Annotated in this window: 24 protein-coding genes; all 24 read right to left on the bottom strand. The window is 50.6% G+C overall.

Going from position 1 to position 20,046, the window contains the following annotated elements; all coding sequences use genetic code 11:
- Window positions 1-172: 172 nt before the first annotated feature.
- The 24 genes from A1830_RS07080 to A1830_RS07175 all read right to left on the bottom strand — a co-directional run bounded on the left by A1830_RS07080 (window position 173) and on the right by A1830_RS07175 (window position 19,575).
- The gene (locus tag A1830_RS07080) at window positions 173-640 is read right to left on the bottom strand and encodes a T6SS amidase immunity protein Tai4 family protein (protein WP_082804125.1); all 468 of its coding nucleotides are present in this window, start codon (window positions 638-640) and stop codon (window positions 173-175) included.
- 205 nt (window positions 641-845) lie between these two features.
- Window positions 846-1,220: a hypothetical protein gene (locus A1830_RS07085; protein ID WP_067703780.1), complete on the bottom strand. Its 375-nt coding sequence runs from the start codon at window positions 1,218-1,220 to the stop codon at window positions 846-848.
- Between the two features lie 277 nt (window positions 1,221-1,497).
- Entirely contained in the window at window positions 1,498-2,052 is a 555-nt protein-coding gene (locus A1830_RS07090; RefSeq protein WP_067703783.1) for a hypothetical protein, read from the bottom strand.
- 62 nt (window positions 2,053-2,114) lie between these two features.
- Window positions 2,115-2,459 (bottom strand): lysozyme inhibitor LprI family protein, encoded by a 345-nt coding sequence (locus A1830_RS21235; protein ID WP_073980970.1) that lies wholly within the window; start codon window positions 2,457-2,459, stop codon window positions 2,115-2,117.
- Window positions 2,449-2,904 (bottom strand): hypothetical protein, encoded by a 456-nt coding sequence (locus A1830_RS22545; RefSeq protein ID WP_156484955.1) that lies wholly within the window; start codon window positions 2,902-2,904, stop codon window positions 2,449-2,451. Before A1830_RS22545 ends, A1830_RS21235 begins: the two co-directional genes overlap by 11 nt.
- A gap of 186 nt (window positions 2,905-3,090) precedes the next feature.
- Window positions 3,091-3,507 (bottom strand): hypothetical protein, encoded by a 417-nt coding sequence (locus A1830_RS07095; RefSeq protein ID WP_067703786.1) that lies wholly within the window; start codon window positions 3,505-3,507, stop codon window positions 3,091-3,093.
- Window positions 3,508-3,585: 78 nt separating this feature from the next.
- A complete protein-coding gene (locus A1830_RS23235; RefSeq protein WP_231877592.1) occupies window positions 3,586-3,807 on the bottom strand; it encodes a lysozyme inhibitor LprI family protein in 222 nt (73 codons plus the stop codon).
- Window positions 3,804-3,983 carry a lysozyme inhibitor LprI family protein gene (locus tag A1830_RS23240; protein ID WP_231877585.1) on the bottom strand — a complete coding sequence of 60 codons (180 nt, stop codon included), beginning with the start codon at window positions 3,981-3,983 and terminating at the stop codon, window positions 3,804-3,806. Before A1830_RS23240 ends, A1830_RS23235 begins: the two co-directional genes overlap by 4 nt.
- A gap of 93 nt (window positions 3,984-4,076) precedes the next feature.
- Window positions 4,077-4,487: a lysozyme inhibitor LprI family protein gene (locus tag A1830_RS07100; protein ID WP_067703789.1), complete on the bottom strand. Its 411-nt coding sequence runs from the start codon at window positions 4,485-4,487 to the stop codon at window positions 4,077-4,079.
- Window positions 4,488-5,147: 660 nt separating this feature from the next.
- Window positions 5,148-5,513: a hypothetical protein gene (locus A1830_RS07105; RefSeq protein WP_082804113.1), complete on the bottom strand. Its 366-nt coding sequence runs from the start codon at window positions 5,511-5,513 to the stop codon at window positions 5,148-5,150.
- 28 nt (window positions 5,514-5,541) lie between these two features.
- A complete protein-coding gene (locus tag A1830_RS07110) occupies window positions 5,542-6,405 on the bottom strand; it encodes a glycoside hydrolase family 73 protein (RefSeq protein WP_067703793.1) in 864 nt (287 codons plus the stop codon).
- Window positions 6,406-6,520: 115 nt separating this feature from the next.
- The gene (locus A1830_RS07115; protein WP_067703796.1) at window positions 6,521-6,970 is read right to left on the bottom strand and encodes a T6SS amidase immunity protein Tai4 family protein; all 450 of its coding nucleotides are present in this window, start codon (window positions 6,968-6,970) and stop codon (window positions 6,521-6,523) included.
- Window positions 6,967-7,458 carry a type VI secretion system amidase effector protein Tae4 gene (locus A1830_RS07120; RefSeq protein ID WP_067703800.1) on the bottom strand — a complete coding sequence of 164 codons (492 nt, stop codon included), beginning with the start codon at window positions 7,456-7,458 and terminating at the stop codon, window positions 6,967-6,969. Before A1830_RS07120 ends, A1830_RS07115 begins: the two co-directional genes overlap by 4 nt.
- A 50-nt stretch (window positions 7,459-7,508) precedes the next feature.
- On the bottom strand, window positions 7,509-7,991 hold the full coding sequence (locus tag A1830_RS07125; RefSeq protein WP_067703803.1) for an Hcp family type VI secretion system effector: 483 nt from the start codon (window positions 7,989-7,991) through the stop codon (window positions 7,509-7,511).
- 157 nt (window positions 7,992-8,148) lie between these two features.
- Window positions 8,149-8,373, bottom strand: coding sequence for a hypothetical protein (locus A1830_RS07130; protein ID WP_067703806.1), 225 nt, complete (start codon window positions 8,371-8,373; stop codon window positions 8,149-8,151).
- A gap of 82 nt (window positions 8,374-8,455) precedes the next feature.
- A complete protein-coding gene (tssC, locus tag A1830_RS07135; RefSeq protein WP_067703809.1) occupies window positions 8,456-9,955 on the bottom strand; it encodes a type VI secretion system contractile sheath large subunit in 1,500 nt (499 codons plus the stop codon).
- A gap of 3 nt (window positions 9,956-9,958) precedes the next feature.
- Entirely contained in the window at window positions 9,959-10,489 is a 531-nt protein-coding gene (tssB, locus tag A1830_RS07140) for a type VI secretion system contractile sheath small subunit (protein WP_067703812.1), read from the bottom strand.
- A gap of 48 nt (window positions 10,490-10,537) precedes the next feature.
- Window positions 10,538-11,557, bottom strand: coding sequence for a type VI secretion system protein TssA (gene tssA, locus A1830_RS07145; RefSeq protein WP_067703815.1), 1,020 nt, complete (start codon window positions 11,555-11,557; stop codon window positions 10,538-10,540).
- A gap of 16 nt (window positions 11,558-11,573) precedes the next feature.
- Window positions 11,574-12,284 (bottom strand): type VI secretion system-associated protein TagF, encoded by a 711-nt coding sequence (tagF, locus tag A1830_RS07150; protein ID WP_067703818.1) that lies wholly within the window; start codon window positions 12,282-12,284, stop codon window positions 11,574-11,576.
- A gap of 16 nt (window positions 12,285-12,300) precedes the next feature.
- Window positions 12,301-15,918: a type VI secretion system membrane subunit TssM gene (gene tssM, locus A1830_RS07155; RefSeq protein ID WP_067703821.1), complete on the bottom strand. Its 3,618-nt coding sequence runs from the start codon at window positions 15,916-15,918 to the stop codon at window positions 12,301-12,303.
- A 3-nt stretch (window positions 15,919-15,921) separates the two neighbouring features.
- A complete protein-coding gene (locus A1830_RS07160; protein ID WP_067703824.1) occupies window positions 15,922-17,160 on the bottom strand; it encodes a DotU family type VI secretion system protein in 1,239 nt (412 codons plus the stop codon).
- A 17-nt stretch (window positions 17,161-17,177) separates the two neighbouring features.
- On the bottom strand, window positions 17,178-18,521 hold the full coding sequence (tssK, locus tag A1830_RS07165; RefSeq protein WP_067703827.1) for a type VI secretion system baseplate subunit TssK: 1,344 nt from the start codon (window positions 18,519-18,521) through the stop codon (window positions 17,178-17,180).
- Window positions 18,522-18,546: 25 nt separating this feature from the next.
- Complete coding sequence (tssJ, locus tag A1830_RS07170; protein ID WP_067703830.1) at window positions 18,547-19,053, bottom strand: type VI secretion system lipoprotein TssJ; 507 nt, start codon at window positions 19,051-19,053, stop codon at window positions 18,547-18,549.
- Window positions 19,054-19,077: 24 nt separating this feature from the next.
- Window positions 19,078-19,575 carry a hypothetical protein gene (locus tag A1830_RS07175; protein WP_067704611.1) on the bottom strand — a complete coding sequence of 166 codons (498 nt, stop codon included), beginning with the start codon at window positions 19,573-19,575 and terminating at the stop codon, window positions 19,078-19,080.
- Between the last annotated feature and the right edge of the window lie 471 nt (window positions 19,576-20,046).

The raw sequence follows: 20,046 nt of genomic DNA on the forward strand, positions 1-20,046 counted from the left end.
AAATATCAGATTTCATCACCTTACAAATAAAAAACTATCAGTATGTAATTCTTTATTGTTATTATTCTTCAGAGGCCATCTTATTGCAGAGGCAACAAAATTAATTACCAGAATGCCTCGATTATACTAATTACCAGTGATTAACTTTCACTTTATATATAAAAAATATACGCTAATCATGAGCGCGTAACTTACTATTATACTTATTAAAGATAATTCGCTGTTCGTTACCCTGGGAGATTATATTACATTTAAACACCTTAAAATCACCATCAACAGAACCCGTTAATTTTGTTTTTAAAGACTCATCGATAAGTTTGTCAGCATCATTGAAAGCGTCAACAGGGAGCTTGCTATATTCCNCAACAGAACCCGTTAATTTTGTTTTTAAAGACTCATCGATAAGTTTGTCAGCATCATTGAAAGCGTCAACAGGGAGCTTGCTATATTCCAACCAGACAGAAGCACTTTTGAACGCATCATCCCTGAAGTCTTTATCAAGGGTAATTTTTCCAGCACAGCGATCGAGAATCCAGTTTTGAAAAATTTGGGGTTGTGGAAGCCTGTCCAGTGCTGGTGGAGTAACCGCCTTAACCATTGGATTGATAAAGATGCAAGTAATCAGAAGGAATTTTTTCATTTCGAAGTCCAATGTGAAGCCATCGTTGGAATGAAGCTACCATTTTCTGAACTTACAGGAAATTGGTAGGCTTCAAATTATCAAATTGAACTTTTATAATATAAAGTCATTAAAATAACTCCATTTCTAAAGCATAGATAATCACTATAACCACTTCGGACTTGGAACTAATTTCACTTACTAAGCTTTCATTCTTCTATGACAATTATTCCATCGTACCAATATCAGTGGAAATAACCTTACCATTCTTGAAAATGTTAAGATCCCAAAGATTATTATTTCCAGATACAAAATAATATTTATATGCACCATTATGAAATTCATAACCTGCAAAATCACATACATCAGGACAATTTACGCCTACTGTCTTACCTTTAAGAACGATCCCTTTACCCGTCGCTTTGCTCCTGGAATCGAATGTTACATCTTCGCAAGAAACATTTCCTTCAGCACAATGCTGAGTGATTTTTGCAGTGTATTTTTTTCCATTAAAGACTGACGCACTCTCAGCACTAGACAGTGATGACCAGCCCAATATAAAAGCTAAAAGCGCTGTAGTAATTATAATCTTTTTTTTCATTACCCTAATCTCACTATAAAAATCATCCTTATACAAATAAACCCTGGCTAAAGCAAAGTATATGTTCTTTTATTCATTATGCAGAATGATTACTAATACAGTTTATTCAAAGCCTACTTCTCAATGTAACACCAGTACCCTGAGATTTATTTCCACATTAGCCATAATTACTTTAAGAGCTTTAAAAAAGCCCGTCTCGATTTCAAAAATACTATAGCAGCCTACCCAGATGACTATCAAAAGCAGGCTACCGTACTTTAAGCCCAAGAAAGAAACTTTATTCTACCTGGTATTTTTTCCTTAATTCAGAGATAGTATTTACGTATGAGTTTTCAAAGCGAGCTGTTGTTCTTAAGTCATAAAACAGTTCATTTTTATTTCTTAAACCGAAAATAACATAGTTATGCGATGCCTGCCCTCTGGTATCAACAGAATAGACAACTGCGATTTTCGTATCACTTTCTTCAGGTTTAGATATTAAACCAACCGCGTCAATCTTATCACAGTCAGCCGTCTCCCAATCATCTACTCCAATGGTTGTTTTAAAGAAATCAACATCCTTATTATTGGTTGACCAGGCTACAAAACAAACTGGATGAATATCTCTCATCCAGCCTCTTCCCTGCACCAGAGTCCCTAGTTTAGACCCATCACTAACGACATCAAAAGTCTGCTTTGAATCAAGTTCAACATTTGAAAGTCCATTGCTCTCTGCTTTCACTGTTATAGCATTACTGACAGCCGGGGCACCTGAAATCTTTAGAACTGTATCTGCCAGAGCTGATGAACTGATTAACGAAAAGGATAAAACCAGATAGGCGATCGTTTTCATTAAAAACACCATGAGTACGGTTATAATTTTTAAACGCAATAAAGAACACAATGATATTAACTTTACTGCCCGTCTGTTATTGAAGATAGAACATTGAGCCTTTCAACCATGCTTTTATTAAGACATTCTTTATCTGTCTCACAAGAATTACGTGTCTTTATCCAGGCTTTTTGAGAATTTTTGATTTTCTCCTCCAGTGCCTGGTCGCCAACAGAAATGGCGCCATGCTGAGCAGACTTCCATGCTTTATTGACACTTTTATCGAAGGAAGAAAGGTTATAATCTGAACAGATTTTTTTTTCAGTTGGTGTATAAGCTTTTACGCAAGAGAATGATGGTTCAGGTTTTGCATTACTACTCACCGGCACAAGCGTCAGAATGGTCCCATCGAACCAGTTAACCAGCATTTTTTATTATCTGGGAAACCAATCCATGAATTTTTCCGGTATCGCCTCCACCAAAGCTACCAACATGACAGCTGAGATTCAAGACCGGAATATTTTTCTTGCCATCGACCTCCAGGTCATAAGCTTTGGCACTGGCTGAGTCAGCGCCCCCCATCGCTTCATGAATTAAACTATCAATCGAACTTATTGTTGATTTATACTGAGGCTGTTGACAATTAATTGTTTCAGGTAAATTTGATGTGATGGAGTTCGTATCAAAACTTATATACCGACCAACTAAGCGATCATCATTGGATTGATAACTTAAGGTCCTTTCCGTAAGGTTGTTGATATCCACTTTGCTTACAACCCAGCTACTCTTAAAAATAATGGTAGAAACTGATGATGCTGGATAGCATATAAAAGAGGAAGTCAACGCAAAAAATAGCAGCACAAACTTTATCATAATGAACCTTTTTGCATTACACCTCTAAAACCAGAGGTTAAATATTAAATCTAAATTTTTATTATGAGTTAATCGATAAATAATTTTAAAAATATGATTAGATTTATAAGAGAGATTTAAATTTTGATATTGTAAATATTAAAGCCCACACCTGCTTAAATTTTCCATTCCAATTTTTGCATATCATTAATAATGGTATATAACACTATGAATATAAGCCATAAGCATTGCCATTATGAAAAATGAACTTTGTATGAAGTAATTACGTCGCCATTCCCACATCCATGCAATTTCATTCTTAGGTAGTGACTGCATATAGTGATAGCACCTTTCATCTACTAACACTCCTTTTTTAGAATACATTTTTTTCCTGCGCAGCAGACGAATAAAAAAGACGATCTTAAAATAAAAGAAAACAAAACCAAGATTCGACGCCAGAGTGGTTACAGTATCAACAAACAGGCCAGCCTGCTGATAATTCTCTAAAAACAACTCATATCTACTTAAGTTTTTTTTATAAGAAAAATAGGAAACAATTGTGGCAGAAATAGAAATTAAGAAAAGAAACAGCACTATGAAGAAAAACAAATGTTCTGTACTCATAAAATTAAATCCATAAGGTAATCAGTTCCTTTTTCAGCAACAGCTCCTGAGTCTGCGCCTGTTACCTTTTCTAATGAATTAGTCGTATGGAATTTCCCTTAACTCCTTTGACCTTGCCTCATCAAGCTTTGCGATACAATCGTTGGTAAAAACCTTATAAGGATTACTATTTTTATCTGCTACATGTGCAAACAATTTGCACTGACCATCACGATATTTTAACCAGCCACGTTGTGAGTCAAGAAATACCCCAAGATAGTCTTTCCTTTCCCTTTCCTGACCAGAAAATGTCTCATCTATTCTTTCTTTGCAGCAGAGTACTCTGTGTTCAGCTGTTTCTCAGCTACGTTTCTATTATGTTCAGCGCAGGTAAAAACTTCAGAATCACTTATTTTCTTAGAGCAATCTTCAGCTGCTTGTGCTGTGAACGTAGAGAAAAATAAATAGGCTGCCGCTGCAGGTAATATAATTTTCATTTCGACATTTACCTTAACTTAGCGATTTTCCCCGGGCAATTCGGCCTGTGGAATTATAAATATGACATCCTAAATAAACCATAGTCTTCAAGTTTAATCATAAGGGATCTTCTTCAAAGTATTATTTCTTTCAACATCTAAATTTGCTAAACATGTATTGACGTAATCCAGATATTGATTAGTTCCCTTAACCGCTGGATGAGCTTCCATTTCACATTGAAATCCTCTGAACTTCAACCAACTTCGTTGTGCTTCAGTAAATATTTCCATATAGTTTTTCCTGACATTTTCATCTTGAGAGAAAACGTCTGAAATCCGCTTTTTCGCCTCAGAATACTCTTTATTAAGTGCAGCCTCAGCCAGGTTTTTGTTATTTTCCGAACAGGCTTCTACTTCACCATCACTTGTTCCCTTTGAACAATCTTGTAATGCATGAGCACCTGCACTGAATTGAAGAACCACAGCTAAAAGAACACTATTTTTAATTTCTTTAATATGAGCCATTATTTATTTTCCCTTAAATACCTTGTTCTATCACGCCCACCTTTAAACGAATTTATTTCAGAGGGGGTAATGATATAACTAAGCAGATGATCGACATCATTATACACACATGTTTTCATGAGTTTCTCTTCTGCAATTCCTTAATATATAAAATCAATAGCTATATATATTTAATAAATTTCTAAGTCATACCATGGTGTGTGATCTGGGAATTTATTAATAAATGATGCATAGGCTTTTTCAGCCCTTTTTTTTTCATATACCGGTTATAACAATTCAAATAATCTAGCTTGTGCTTATCGTGTAATTACACCGCATTCATTTTGATGTTCTATAAAAATCATTGGCTATTGTCCCTATCAATACTTTTGCGCTTTATATCATCTCAACCTGCTCTGATTAACTGATTAATGAAAACAATCAAAACAGATAAGCGATCATTTTCATTAAAAAATATTTAGATTCAGGATATTTATATTTATAAAATGCATCCTATGGACCGCAGAAAATAAAAAAATCCTAAAATCAAGCTATTATATAGTTCCTGCACCAGGTTAAATTCAAACCCCATCAAATATTCGCCCCACCGGGATTTTATAAATTATCAGGTGGGTATTCAATTCAGATTGAAAGAAGATAGTTGTGCACCGTGTAGCTAGATTATCCTGCGGGTTGCAGCAGCGACAGGTTACCGTCTTCGGGATCATCCCTGTCACTGAGCATCTGCTTAGTCTTTTGATCGACGTATACGCTAAATAAACGGTGTTGCACCTGCGGATCACCGATGCATTTGCCTCCATGTTTCTCCATGACATCCACCAGATCCATTCCCTTCTCTGCATCTTTAGTGAACAGATAGTCGGTGCAAGATGGGTCGCTAACCAGCTTCTCTTTCTCAACCGTTGTTTTAACTTGTTTGACCACTGGATTCATGGTCGTTGCCGCTGTTGCGCCAGCACAACCTGTTATTATCAGTAGTAAAGTAATCAGACAGCTTTTTAATTTGGAATTTACTATTATATTCATCTTTTATCCATTACCCCTCATAGTATCTTTACTGATGTAAAGCATTCTGGAAGCTTGCCGATGTAGAAACCTGTGGCAGGTCATAATCTTTCAAACCGTTGACGCGAATAATTATCAGAATCTTCTTCTCGTAATTAGGATCTGTAGCATACCCTGCCTTGGCTACCTCATGAATAAATTTTTCTGGATCGTTACGATAAGCAAAAGCCGCGCGGTAACGATTGTTTGAGGCAAGAAAGCGGCCATAATCATCGGCAGACTGTTCCAGTGAATCATATGAACGAAAACCATCCTGAATTACGGTAGAGGAGCCACCGTAAACTTCATGAGTAGTTACGTTAATCGACTTTCCATCTGGTGACTTACCCTTAACGCCAAAGAAGATATTACCGGGAGCATGTGTACCCCAACTGGACTCCAGCGCCCCCTGAGCCAGGGTTACAGCGACAGGAACTCCCCAACGTGATTTGACATTTATGGCTGCTGGCAAAGCACGATTGAACCAGGCGACTTTACGATTTGGTGGACGCTGAGCTGCCCTTTTTTGTAGTAGCTCAGCAGCAGCACTGTCTGGCTCTATTCGTGCTGTCGCGGGTGCGGCGGAAGAATGCGCTGCAGTTGCTCGCTGAGGAGTAGGGTTGGATGAGTGGCTTAACTTACGCTCAGTTGGGCCATTCCGGTTAAGCACACCATCAGGTTGTGACATGTGTACCTGAGTGCGCTGAAACTCTTCGATTCTCGCCTGAGTTTTCGGACCAAACTTTCCATCTTCATGCAAAATTGCTCCATGGCTTTCGTGGGCAGCACGATTTAACAGCGCCTGAACCTTGCGCACATCTTCAGAGTGATTTGGCTGCCCAACACCTACCGCAGCTGTAAGTTTCCAACGCATGATACCTTCCTATACCAAGAATGAGTTAAATTAGATTCATAATAAACTCATCATACTGGTTAACGATTAGTTAATTTTATAAATCAGTTTCGCTCCCTTAAATATCAGACAGCGATTAATTTTGGTACTTATTAAAAATATCCATCTGCTCATTACTATGAGAGATTAAATTACATTTAAGCACTTTAAAATCACCGTCAACAGAACCCGTTAATTTTGTTTTTAAAGACTCATCGATAAGTTTGTCAGCATCATTGAAAGCGTCAACAGGGAGCTTGCTATATTCCNCAACAGAACCCGTTAATTTTGTTTTTAAAGACTCATCGATAAGTTTGTCAGCATCATTGAAAGCGTCAACAGGGAGCTTGCTATATTCCAACCAGGCAGAAGCACTTTTGAACGCATCATCCCTGAAACCTTTATCAATGGTGATTTTTCCAATACAACGGTCGAGAATCCAGTTTTGAAAAATGTGGGGTTGTGGAAGCTTGTCCAGTGCTGGTGGAGTAACCGCCTGAACCATGGGAGTTATGAAGATGCCAGCAATCAGAAGGAATTTTTTCATTTCAAAGTCCAAAGTGAAGCCATCGTTGGAACGAAGTTACCATTTTCTGCACTTCCAAGAAAGTGACAGGCATCCGAACAGATGTTCCCGTTCCATAATGTGACGTGCCCACGCGCATTGCTCCAACCATTCCCCTGAAAAACGATGATACCTTGTTTGCCGTTAAATGCGGTGGGTTGAGGAGAAGGTGTAGTCAGGTCAGGCTTACCAAACGTATCTACTAAAAAATCCATCATATCATTGACGCGATACATGTAGCGCTTTTGGTCTTTACCTGAAACCGTAGCATATCGATTATTAGATGGAATAGGCACACCTGTATAGTTAAGCACATAGCTCATTCTTATTGGACAGGCATTTTCAAATATGCCAGAGGAAATATTAGTTTCTACTTTTCCCCCAAGCAGCTTTCCTACACTTTCGACAGAAATATTAACTTCACTGAATCTATTCCATGCTGCAGAAAACATCGGCTTGTTAACTGACATAATGAGGCTCCTTGAATATACCTCCCCATAAGGGGAGGTTTTATAACTACTTACGCTTCTTTGTTTTCTTTAACGTTCCAGCCAGCGCTGCTTTCTGCGCCTTTACCGCCGGAAGAGCTTTGTTCCCAGTACTGCTGTTTGACTTTAGAAGCCTGGAAAGAATAGGTCATGCCAAGGGTATCACCGTTATCAGAACCATTGTAATTAACGGTAGTCACCAGTACATCTTCAAGAGTAATACGTGCATACTCAACCTGAGTACCGCCTGCTTTACAGATAGATACTTCAACTTTAGACAGGTGCTTGCCGCTGGCGCAATTTTTTAGCAATGCAGTCACTGATTTGTCAATTAGTGCATTAACATGCAGGTCATTAAAATTAACCTTACCCGCACCGCCACCGCCGCCAACAGACATATTGCCCGGCTGGGAAGCGCCCCATGAGAAAGATGTAATATCGGTCCAGCCGGTATGGTTAGAGTCTTTAGACTCGCCGGTGACACCATCAACCTTCATAAACATATCAATAGCCATGATTATCTACTCTTGTTTAGTTAAAAATTTGCTTTAGATAAAGCACTGATATGGCAAACAGGAAAGCATGGGGCTGAATAAAACAGTCCATATTTTACCTCTGCCTCTATTCTGAATATCGCTACATGAGATTTTCAGAGAAATAATGCCATTCACTTTAAGTAAATGGACTGATGACTTTCTTCATTTTTTCTGCAACGCCATAAATGACAACAGACGCAGAAATAGCGACAATAATTATTACGGCGTTAACAGCAATGCCTGCGCCTGAGATATGCCAGTTAAAGATCAGACCGTAATAACCTACGCAGCAAATAAAGATAAACATTGCAAGCCAGGTCAGGGCCAGTCGCAGGAAGATTAAGCCTGTTTTTTTCAGCATGACTCGGCTTCCTCTACTGATTGAGTCTGGTGCACGGGGCCATCTCCGCCCCGTACAACCCTCTTCACCGCCGCGAATTGCCTCAGGCGTCGTTAGATTTCAGCGACGGCAGCTTGGAGACCAGGCGCAGGGAAACGGTCAGGCCTTCCAGCTGGTAGTGCGGACGCAGGAAGAACTTAGCCGCGTAGTAGCCGGGGTTGTCCTCGATCTCTTCCACCAGCACCTCGGCAGAGGCCAGCGGCTTGCGGGATTTGGTTTCCTGCGAGGAGTTAGCCGGGTCGCCGTCGACGTAGTTCATTACCCAGTCGTTCAGCCAGCGTTCCATTTCGTCGCGCTCGCGGAATGAACCGATTTTGTCGCGTACGATGCATTTCAGGTAGTGCGCGAAGCGACAGCAGGCGAACAGGTACGGCAGGCGCGAGGCCAGACGGGCATTGGCGGTAGCGTCAGCGTCGTGGTATTCGGCAGGCTTCTGTAGCGACTGCGCGCCAATAAAGGCGGCAAAGTCGGAGTTTTTGCGGTGAACCAGCGGCATAAAGCCGTTTTTCGCCAGTTCGGCTTCGCGACGGTCGCTGATGGCAATTTCGGTTGGACACTTCATGTCCACGCCGCCGTCATCGCTCGGGAAGGTGTGGCACGGCAGGTTTTCTACCGCACCGCCGGACTCCACGCCGCGAATAGAGGTACACCAGCCGTACTCTTTAAATGAGCGGTTGATGTTGGCTGCCATCGCGTAGGCGGCGTTGGTCCAGGTGTAGTTGGCGTGGTTCGCCCCTTCGGTCTCTTCCTCAAAATCAAAGGCGTCGACCGGGTTGCTGCGAATGCCATAAGGCAGGCGCGCCAGGAAGCGTGGCATCACCAGGCCGAGGTAGCGCGCATCTTCTGACTCGCGCAGGCTGCGCCAGGCGGCGTATTCGCTGTTCTGGAAAATCTTGGTCAGATCGCGCGGGTTCGCCAGCTCCTGCCAGGACTCCATCTGCATCACGCCCGGCGCGGTGCCGGTGATAAACGGGCAGTGGGAGGCCGCGCCGATGCGCGCCATTTCGCTCAGCAGTTCAACGTCCTGCGGGCTGTGGTCGAAATAGTAATCGCCCACCAGGCAGCCGAACGGCTCGCCACCGAACTGGCCGTACTCTTCTTCATAGATCTTCTTAAAGATCGGACTCTGGTCCCAGCCCACGCCTTTATAGCGCTTCAGGGTGCGGCCCAGCTCCTGTTTGGAGATGCTCATAAAGCGGATTTTCAGCATCTCGTCGGTTTCGGTGTTGTTCACCAGGTAGCTCAGACCGCGCCACGCGCCTTCCAGCTTCTGGAAGTCTTCATGGTGAATAATCTGGTTGACCTGCTGCGACAGCTTTTCGTCGATTTCGGCAATCAGCGCCTGGATGGTACGGTAGGCGTCGCTGGAGACGGTGACGGTGTTTTCCAGCGCCTGCTGCGCCAGGGTTTTTACCGCGCTCTCTACCGCCGAGCGGGCCGAGTCGGTTTTTGGCCGGAACTCTTTATTCAGCAGCGCGCTGAACTCGTCCTGGCTCCAGGCCTGCTGCTCCTGCGACTGCTGCTGTTGGGATGGATTGCTCATCGGTTACTCCTCCTGACCTTTATCCGCTGATTCATCCTGCTTCGGCAGGTGGCTCAGCGATTTCAGCAGCGTTGGATCCTGCAAAATTTTCGAGATCAGCTCTTCCGCACCGTTTTTGCCGTCCATATAGGTCAGCAGGTTGGAGAGCTGTGTCCGCGCATCCAGCAGCTGGTTTAGCGGCTCAACGTTGCGGGCAACCGCATCCGGCGAAAAGTCTTCCATGCTATTGAAGGTGAGATCGATATTCAGGCGGCCATCACCGGTCAGGGTGTTATCAGCCTGGAAAGCGACGCGCGGCTTGAGCGATTTCATCCGCTCGTCGAAGTTGTCGATATCAATTTCAAGGAACTTACGTTCGTCCACGGACGGCAGGCCCTCAACCGGCTTGCCGACCAGGTCAGCCATCACGCCCATTACAAACGGCAGCTGGATTTTACGTTCCGCACCATAGATCTCCACGTCGTACTCAATTTGTACGCGCGGCGCGCGGTTACGGGCGATGAATTTCTGCCCACTGGATTTACTGATTGCCATGGTGTTCTCCATTGGTATGCGCGGTAAAGAGAGAAATGAACGGGCGACTTAGCCGTCGCGGCGTCCGAAAATATTTTCCAGCTGATGGACGCCGTCGGGCGCCAGATCGCGAATGATGTCCATAAAGTCCATCTCGATCATCCGCTGTACGCGGTCGATCATCAGCGGAGCCGGATGACTGGGCTCGTGCTGAACAAAGTACTGCTTCACTTTTTCCAGCATCATCTGCGCATCGGCCCGTGAACCCGGCTGTGCGCTGCGCCAGTCGGTGTGGCCGCTGACCGCTTTCACTTCCGGTGCTCCAGATACGGGCGGGGTCTCGCCTGGCGCGGATGCGGCAGGGATAAGCGTTGAGAGGTCGGTCACCTCGCAGGCCTGCGCCACGGTTGAGACCGTTTTTATTAGCTGCTCCATCTCGGGAACGCCGGTTTCACCCAGGTGCTGCACCAGGGTTTCGCGAATGGATTGTAAACGCTCACTTATCTTAATAATGGCGTCCACGCCGGGTTGTCCACCCCGCGCCAGCTCGTCGATCAGCCGCGCGCGACCGCCGGGATAGTCGGGACATTCGGTTTTGCTGCCGTCAAGCAGCGCACAGGCGTCGCGCAGGGAGATTTCATCGGAGGCGCTGCGCAGAAGCGGTGCCTGACGCAGAGCGCTAGTAAGTGCTGACTTATCTCCTAACGCCGCCAGCGCGTTGATGCGGTAGAAAGGATCGCGTTCGCCGTCCTCCTCCAGCACCGGCCACAGCGGCTCCCACCAGGCCACCAGCGATCTTTCGATCAGCGCCAGGCCACTGGCGTAGCCGGTCAGGCCTTTTAGCTGGGTCCAGGCGCGGGTCAGCGCCAGCATAATGCGCAGATCCTTGCTGCGGGTCAGCAGGTCGCTGGCCAGCCGCTCAACCCGATTCCAGTCTGCCGGTTCGGCAGGAATAATGGTGTCGCCAAACTGCTGTTCCGCTTTGCCCGCACTGGCCTGGTCCATCGCCATAAAGTCGGCGTCATATTCCAGGTTCTCACCGCAGGGCTGGTCGCTGCTGACCGGGGTAAGTAGCGCGTCGATATTCATAGTGCTCCCTTGCTCATTACTCAAACATCGGCGGATAAAGGCCGTGGCGTCCCGGTCGGGCACCTGCCGCCGGGTCAAACAGCATCGAAAATAGCTGGCCGGTAAAGTTGCCGCTGTGCACCTGGGTGTAGAGCGGGTAGCCATCGGTCTGGTTGGTCCACCAGAAGCTGGTGTACTGCTGCGGATCAAAGCAATCCGATACCTGCCGCCAGCTCAGGGTGGTGGGCCGTTCGGCGTAGCCAATCACGTCCAGAATGTCGGACTGTTCCTCTTCCGTCGGCAGCGGCGGCGCGGGGATGGCCAGCAGCGAGCGGTCGAGCTGTTCAGCCGAATAGCCATTGCGCACCGCATGAAGCAGCGCGCGACCCAGCTGCTGATACCATTCGCCGGCCATCGCCAGCTGTGACGGTGACCAGCTCTGCGGCGAAAAGGTTAGCAGCGCGCAGACCGGATACTGGCGGCCCACGCTGTCGCAGGCTGGAAGCAGGCAGCCCATCTGCACCAGCTGGCTACCCAGCATCGGCGGCACGACAAAGTTCCACACCGGCGCGCTACTGAACTTACGTTCGCCCTCGGGCCGCTGCTCTTCGTTTTTCTGCCAGTTAAGCAGTCCCACCTGGAACCAGTTGGTCCACTGTTGCCAGATGGCATCGGGGAAGCGGCGTTTTAAGAAGTCTCCGGCACTGGGCAATTTCCCGTACCAGCCAATCGCAGGTGTCTGGCTCATCATCATTTCCTGACGGTTAGGGGCATGAGAACCCGGGTAGCTGAAACGGGTTGCGAATACTGTTGGGGGTGAATTCCAGCGTAATATGGTGACCATTGACGTTGAAGGCGGCCTGTTTGCTGAGGCTGCTGCTGCCGCCTGACCGCTCGGCGCGATCAAAGAAGCGGTTTAGCGCCCAGGCACCGTTGGTGACCAGCGTGGCGGTGGTGCCGTCGGCCAGGCCGAGCTGCATTCTCACCTGGCTGGTGCCGCCCGGCCCCGGCCAGCTCATCAGCTGAACCGCCTGCGGCCCGTGGCTGTAGCGCAGCTGCTGGCCGTCGACATCCAGCGTCATGGTCAGGATATCGTTGTCCATCCGCACCGTGCGCACCGTCACGCGGAATGACGGCGTGGTCGCGCCGTTAGCAAAGAAGGCGTCGCGAATGCTCTGCGCCTGCTGGAAAGGCCGCAGCACCCCTTCGCCCCCCGGCAGCGTTTTACCATCAATGCCCGGGGTGAAGCGCCAGGCCGCCTGGGTGGTATCGACCTTGTTCGCCAGGTTATCGCGGAAGAAGCTGTCCATCAGCCCGGTGCCCGGTGCAAACATCCGTGCCAGATCGTCCGGCGTCACTTCTGAACGCCCCGACCGCGACAGGGGATAGCGCCCGGCAATCGCCTGGCGGCAGAAGCTGCCCACCTCAACGTTAATGCGCTTGCGCACGTTGTCGAGGTCGCGGCGCTGGGTGTCGCTGCTGGCGCCGACGGCCATGCTGGTGAACATATTTTGCAGCGATCCCGGCAGGCGACCGGCGCTGGCCTGCAGATGGCTGATGGCATCACCAGAGGGTGGCGGCATGCCGCTGTTTGCCGCATCCTGCACCGCCGTCAGGTAGCGATAGAGGTCGTCGATCTGCTTTAGGAAGTCGTCAAAGGCGATGGTTTTACCGCCTTTCTCCAGCGGCTGCGCCAACTCAATAACTGGTGCGAAGTGAGCAGTTACTGACTGCTCAGGCGTTTGCTGCTGCTGGCTTGCGGCTGTGGATTGCTCGCGCGAACGGAACAGCGCATCCAGCGTGTTGCGGGCGGTGCTGCCCTTGTCCTCGCCCGCCTGGGCTTTGTCATCGGCTGGGGCGGCTTTCTCCAGCATCAGGTAGTGGCTGAGGTTGATCACCAGCTTACGCAGCGGCGAATTGTTGCCGGAGAGCACCCGCGCGGCGTTGATGCGCTGCGAGAGGTCAGCGCTGTTGTTCAGCTGGATATCCTGTAGCAGCCCATCCCACTGCCGCATATAGTCGGCCATATAGAGCTGACGGACCGCGAGGTCGGTCTGCGCTTTGGTTTCTCCCTGCACCTGACCACCCAGCACCCACTGGTCGTCGTCGTGCAGTGCCGCCGTCACGCTGTCGATATTTTTATCGAAGCTGTTCCAGTAGCCCTCCGGCGTATACAGACCGGGTATGCCCTCGCTGACCGCCTTACCGCTTTTCCGCGACAGTACCAGCTCGCTTTGCGGACCGCCCAGCGAGGCCAGCGATACCGATGGCAGACCGTCGCTTTTTTCCAGCAGGCGCCGGAGTCGTCCATAGACGCGCTGCGACAGCGGCATCTGATTAATCAGCGCCTGCTCGCGCTTTACCAGCGCATCGTCCCGCGCATAGGGCGAGGCCTGTATCTGCGTCTCCAGCAGCTGCGACAGATGCCAGCCAAGCTGTTTGATCTGCTCGCGCGTGACGTTCTGCGGCTGGTTACGCTGGATATTCAGCATCACCCAGGCATGCAGGAATTTGCCATCGTAGTGCTTCGGCTGGTAGAGCATCTGGTAGGCTTTCAGCGCCTCGTAGCTGTAGTCGGCATCGCTGCCGTTGTCGTTACGCAGCCAGGTGGTGATCATCTGCGCGACCTGAGGTAGCAGCAGCTGCTGGAGCGATTTCTGATAGAGCGCCTGGGTCGCATCGCTGACCTCAACGCCGCGATACAGCCCCATTCGCCGGGTGATCGGCGGATGATTCAGATCGAAGGATTCGCTGTCCGGCAGGTGCAGCACGCCGTTCAGGAACGGCAGCAGCGCGTAGAGGTCAGTCAAATCGCCGGCCTGGAGGTTTTTGCTCTGCGCCACCACCTGCGGCACCTTCGCGTTCACCTCTTTCAGATAGGCTTTATTGTTGCTAAAGCTGGTTGCCCACAGCATACCGGCAATCACCAGCGCGGCCACCAGCAGCAGATAGCCCGACCAGAGTACTGCCCGGTTACGCAGCTCCCACCAGCGGTTGCTGCCCGCCAGCCCGGCTTCCTGGAAAATGACGTTTTGCAGCAGGTCTTTCAGGAAGAAGCTCTGCCCTTTGTTCGCCGGGATAGGGGACTCTTTGTTGACGTTATCCCAGGCACCGCTGGTGCCCGCGTCCTCCTGCGGTAGCTGGAGCGCGCGGTTAAGCTCACCCATTACCCGGTCAAACGGCAGCCCTTCCTGGGTGCCGCTGGCAAAGTAGATGCCGCGCGGTGAAAACTGCGTTTCAAAATTGGAGCGGGCAAATACCGTTTCCAGATACTCAAACAGCAGCGGGCGCAGGGCGGCAAACTCCTGCGGGAACAGATAGCTTTCGGCGCGGGCTTTACCATCGCTCTCCTGTAGCAGCCTGTCCGGCAGTCCGGCATCCAGACGCTGTTGCAGCAGGGCATACTCCTGGGTACAGGCGCCGGCCAGGTCAAAGTCGGCGTGTTTTGAACGCTCCCACGGGAAGGTAAAGCCCCAGACCTGGTCACGCTGCGCCTTATCGAAGTTGCCAAAATAGGCGCGAAAGCCCTTCAGCAGGTCGGTTTTGGTGACCATCACATAGACCGGGAAACGAATCCCCAGCTGTTCATGCAGCTCCGTCAGCCGCTGGCGCAGAGAGAGCGCCTGCTGCCGGGTCGCCTCTGCCGACTGCGTCAGCAGATCGGCAACGCTGACGGTGACAATCACCCCGTTGATCGGCTGACGTCCGCGGTATTTACGCAGCAGCCCGATGAAGTTGTTCCATTCGCCCGCGTCCTGCTGCTGCTCGCTCTCCTGGGTGGTGTAGCGGCCTGCCGTATCCAGCAGCACGGCATCGTTGGTAAACCACCAGTCGCAGTTACGCGTGCCGCCAATGCCGCGCAGCGCCGCTTTACCAAAGCGATCCGCCAGCGGGAATTGCAGCCCTGAATTGACCAGCGCGGTGGTTTTCCCCGCGCCGGGTGCGCCAATGATCACATACCAGGGGAGCTGATAGAGATACTGGCGGCTAAAGCGCTGGGTCCAGCGGCGGTTGCTGCTGCGGCTGAAATGCGCCTTTTTCAGCATCTCCGAGGCTTCAGAGAAGCGCTCGGCCAGCACCCGATCCTCACTGGTCAGACGCTGACGGTTGGGGTCATTCTCGTCGCCGGGGGTGGTTTTCAGGCTGCCCATCAGCTTGCGGTTCAGCCAGGCGTTGTACAGGCGCGGCACCAGATTGCTCAGGCCCCAGGCGATATACAGCAGTGCAATACTGATCTGTCGGTTAACTTCCGGCTCCAGCGGCCTGGAGTCGACGATGGAAAACACCGGACCAATCACCCAGATGATGAAGGAGAGCGCGGTGATACCGATAAATCCCCACATCAGCCGGTTGGTCATGATGGCAAAAAGAATATTCAGCATCCGTTAATTTCCTTGCTGCAAACCGTTCATTTCTGCCCGGGTGTTATCGGGTGAAACCAACAGCGTGATGTCCACCCGGCGATTGCGCGCGCGGTTCTCCGCGCTGGTGTTCGGCACCAGCGGGTTGCTTTCGCCACGCCCTTCCGCCTTCACGCGCTGCGGCTTGGTCAGATGCTGTTGCAGTCGCGTCTGCACCGACTGCGCCCGCGTCAGAGAAAGCTCATAGTTAGAGGCGAAGCGCGCGCTGCGGATAGGCACGTTATCGCTGTACCCCACCACCAGGATCCGGCCATTGACGTTATTCATCGCCTGAGCAATGCGATCCAGCACCGCTTCATAGCGCCCGCGCACGGCGGTGGAGCCCGAGGTGAACAGCCCGTCGCCCTTGAGGGTAACCACACTGCGATCGGCTTCATCCTTCACCGCAACCAGTCCCTGCTCCACCTCCGGACGCAGAAACGCCTTCAGATTCAGGGAGGCAGGCGGCGGCGGGGCCGGATTTTGAATGGTGACTTCCGGCAGCGGCGTCTGATAGACCGCCGCCAGCACCGGGCTGGTGGCATCGCCCAGCCGCCAGTTCAGCAGGATGTAGAACAGGCAGGCCAGAAAGCCGACCAGCGCACAGCAGGCCCAGAGCGGCACCACCGGACGCCAGAGCTTCCGGGTAACCGGATGGTCTTCGGGGTGCGGTGAGAGCGGCGGTGCATAGCCGCCGCGTACCGAGCGGATCATCTGGAGCAGGCGCTGCTTGATGGTTTCCAGCTGCGAGCGGCCATTATCCAGCACCCGGTAGCGCCCCTCGAAGCCCAGCTGCAGGCAGTAGTTGATCAGCTCCAGCAGCGCAATCTGCTCGCGCGGATTTTGTGAGAGCTTGGCCAGCAGCTGGAAGAACTTCTCGCCGCCCCAGGTTTCATTGTGGAACGTGACCAGTAATCCCTGCCCCGGCCACACGCCGCGGCTTCCCCACGGGGTAAGCGCGGCGGCCTCATCCAGCGCGGTGCACAGGCAGTAGCGCGCGCCGATAATCACTTCATAGGGTAAGCTGGCGCGCTGGCAGTTCATTTCAAACTGGCGCATCTCATCGATCAGCCGCTGGCGCAGCCCGGCGGGGTCAGCATGCGTGACCGAGTGCCGTATTTGTGGGATAGCGTTAAGCAGCCCGTTAGCCGCCGCCACCAGCGGATTATTACTGCTCGCGCCTGAAAAGAGATCGTTCTGCGCGGTAGCCTGTCGTTCGTGCATGATTGTTGCTCCCTGCGTCAGGCTGACTGACTACGAATGGCCCAGAACTCCATCGCCAGTCCGGGAAAATCACCGGCCAGATGAAGCGCAAAGGTGCCGGACTTTTCCATCTCCTGCCACAGCTCGCTGCCTTTCTCTAATTCAAAGTAGCTGTAGCCTGCATGCCAGGGAATTTGCGGCGGCGCGACGGGCATAGCGCGCAGCACCATACCCGGCAGCTGAAGCTGCACCAGATCGCGAATTTTGGTCACCGGTGCTACCTTCATCTGCGCCGGAAAATGGGTCTGCAACGCTTCGCCCGGCACGTTGGCGCGCACGGCGAGCACAAAACCAAAATCGCGCACCATGGCGGCATCCGGTACGGTCGCCACGTTCAGGCCGTGGGAACGTTCGGTAAGCGGCAGCTGGATGGCGTTCTCTTCCATTACCAGCGACAGCCCCTGGCGCAGCATCAGCATCAGCTTGCTGAAGGACCAGGCCAGATCGTCATGGTTGTAGACCGGCAGGGCGGCGTCCGGGGAGCGCTGCGGCGTGTAGGTGGTTAGCTCACTGGCAAAGGCCAGCCAGGTGGAAAAGAGCTGTTCCGGGTGCAGCAGCGGCAGGTTTTTCAGGTGGCTAACGTGGCCGACATGATGATTCACCAGCGCCAGCAGCATAAAGTCGACCATCTCAGCCGTGTTAAAACGGCCAGGCTGTTGCAGCCGCTGACCTATCTGCTGGCTGCGCTGCTCTAACAGACCCAGCATATCGCTCAGGTAGTCGAACAGCTGCTGATGGGCAATGCAGTTGAGCATCGGCGGGATGTAGCTGCTGTCGAGCCGCACCTGGTTGTCACTGCGCTTTTCCAGTACGCGAAACACCGCCATGGCGGTCCATTCGGCGGTCAGCTCGCTTTCGAGCATCAGCCGCAGGCGAAGCTGACCAAACTGTACCGTGGCCGACCCTACCGACAGGGCGTTAAAATCATCCACCTCCTGCTCGAAGCTGACGTAGCGGGCCAGCGAGTCTGCCGCTTCGCTGAAGATCACCTCTTCACGGCCGTTGCGCCGGGCAGGCAGTGCCAGCACCACCTTTTCTGCGCCCTGATTATCACTGATTGCCAGCGGCGGCGGGCCGTTGCGTCCGTCGCGAAAAGAGAAGAAGGTGCCGTCCGGCAGCAGCCCGCTGGCGGAGCCCAGCGCAATTTTGCCCTGACGCAGCATGGCTTCATCGATCTCAAAATCAAGAAATCCCCACAGATAAGGCCGCTGGGTCAGTGACCAGTTGCGCAGGGTGCTTTGCTGATAGCTTTCTGACTGCTGGAAATGATGCGGGCGCAGAAACATGCCCTCGGTCCAGACCACTTTTTCGATTTTATTCATAATGGCTTCCGTTATCAGTCAATGCTTATTCGCTGACGGCGCGCAGCCCACTTACGTCTGCAATGATGTCGGCCTTCAGTTCGTCTGACGAGGACTGCCAGAATTTGTACGCGCTGCCGCTGCCGGGCGTAGGTAACGGTAGTGAGATCCGCCACTTTTTACCGTCCAGCGACTGGTACTCGCCCAGAATGCCGATATAGCGCGCGTCTGACGTGCTCTGCCCGCTGATTTTTTTATTGAGTTGTCCCGGCATCAGGAAGAACTGCTCGCTGTTAAGCAGGTTATTACCCAGCAGGGCGGGCGCATTGTTTTGCAGCGAATAGAAATCGGCAGACATAAAATCGGCGTCCGATTTCAGCAGCATGACGCGGACTTTAAGCGGCGCGCGGTCATTGATCTGCGGATTAGCCCGAAAAAGCAGGCTGTATTGAGAAGGTTCGCTGTGTGAAGAGGAGGAGCAGCCCGTTATGGCGCTCAGCGCCATCAGGAAAAACGCCTGGAGGACCAGGCGAAAAAATACCATTCTGTTCATAATGATGCGGCCATTAGCGCGTTATCAGTCGATGATCCAGGTTCCGCCATTGCTGTTCTGGCAGGCCTTGCTGTCGCCAGCGACGGCCACACAGGTCTTTTTAGCGGGGGCGCGAGCGCGTTTGCGACGGGAATCGGCCTTTACGGTTTTATCGTAGAGATCGCTTTTTACCACGGCGCGTAACGGCACATAGCCAATCAGCTGCTCCTGACCCTGTTCGGCAAGGGCAAACCAGTTGTTTTCCACCGTACCCAGCACGGTGTAAGGCTTGCCGTTATCGAGATAGCTCACCAGCTTGCCGCCAAAGTCCGGACGCGTCATCACCGAGGCGTTGTACAGCGCGCGGTACTCTTCGTTAACCGGGGTAAAGGTGGCTGGCGGCTGCACAGCGTGCCGGTAGGTCAGCTTTACGCCGTCAACGGTGCTTGAAACGAGGGTGTCGTCCGTCAGGGGTGGCGGTGGAGCCTTACATCCTGCAACGGTCAAAATAAACAGCAGACTTAACGCGATTCGAATTTTCACCATGATCCTCATGAAGTTTAGATAATAAAAGGCGGAGTCCAGTCTGGCGCTTCGCCATCAACAGAATTAAGGGGGTATGTACGCGGCAGCGACGCAGAAGCACGTCGCTGGCGAGCTGAGAAAGCACGTTTCACAGCCCGATAAAAAATACTTACCAATGTAAACTACAGATAAAGGGGCAGACGGCCGGGAAAACGGAGGAGGCATTACAGCTTTCATTCCAGCTCCTTACCCTTTTTTTGGGTAAAAACCAGAGAAAACGACAATAACGCGTACGTTGTACCCAATCCACTTACTGAAACGCGTAATAAAATTAAGTGATAATAACCTTAATGAAACTTATCACATTTCAAAAATCTTATATTCCCAGCCAGGCGTACAAATAACCTAATCGCTTAATTGTAGTTAAATCAATAAGTTTACTACTTAATTCTGGCATAGCTACCGCACGAGCCTGCGCGTTCAGTCGCG

The sequence above is a fragment of the Erwinia sp. ErVv1 genome (assembly GCF_900068895.1).
Classification (GTDB): domain Bacteria; phylum Pseudomonadota; class Gammaproteobacteria; order Enterobacterales; family Enterobacteriaceae; genus Erwinia.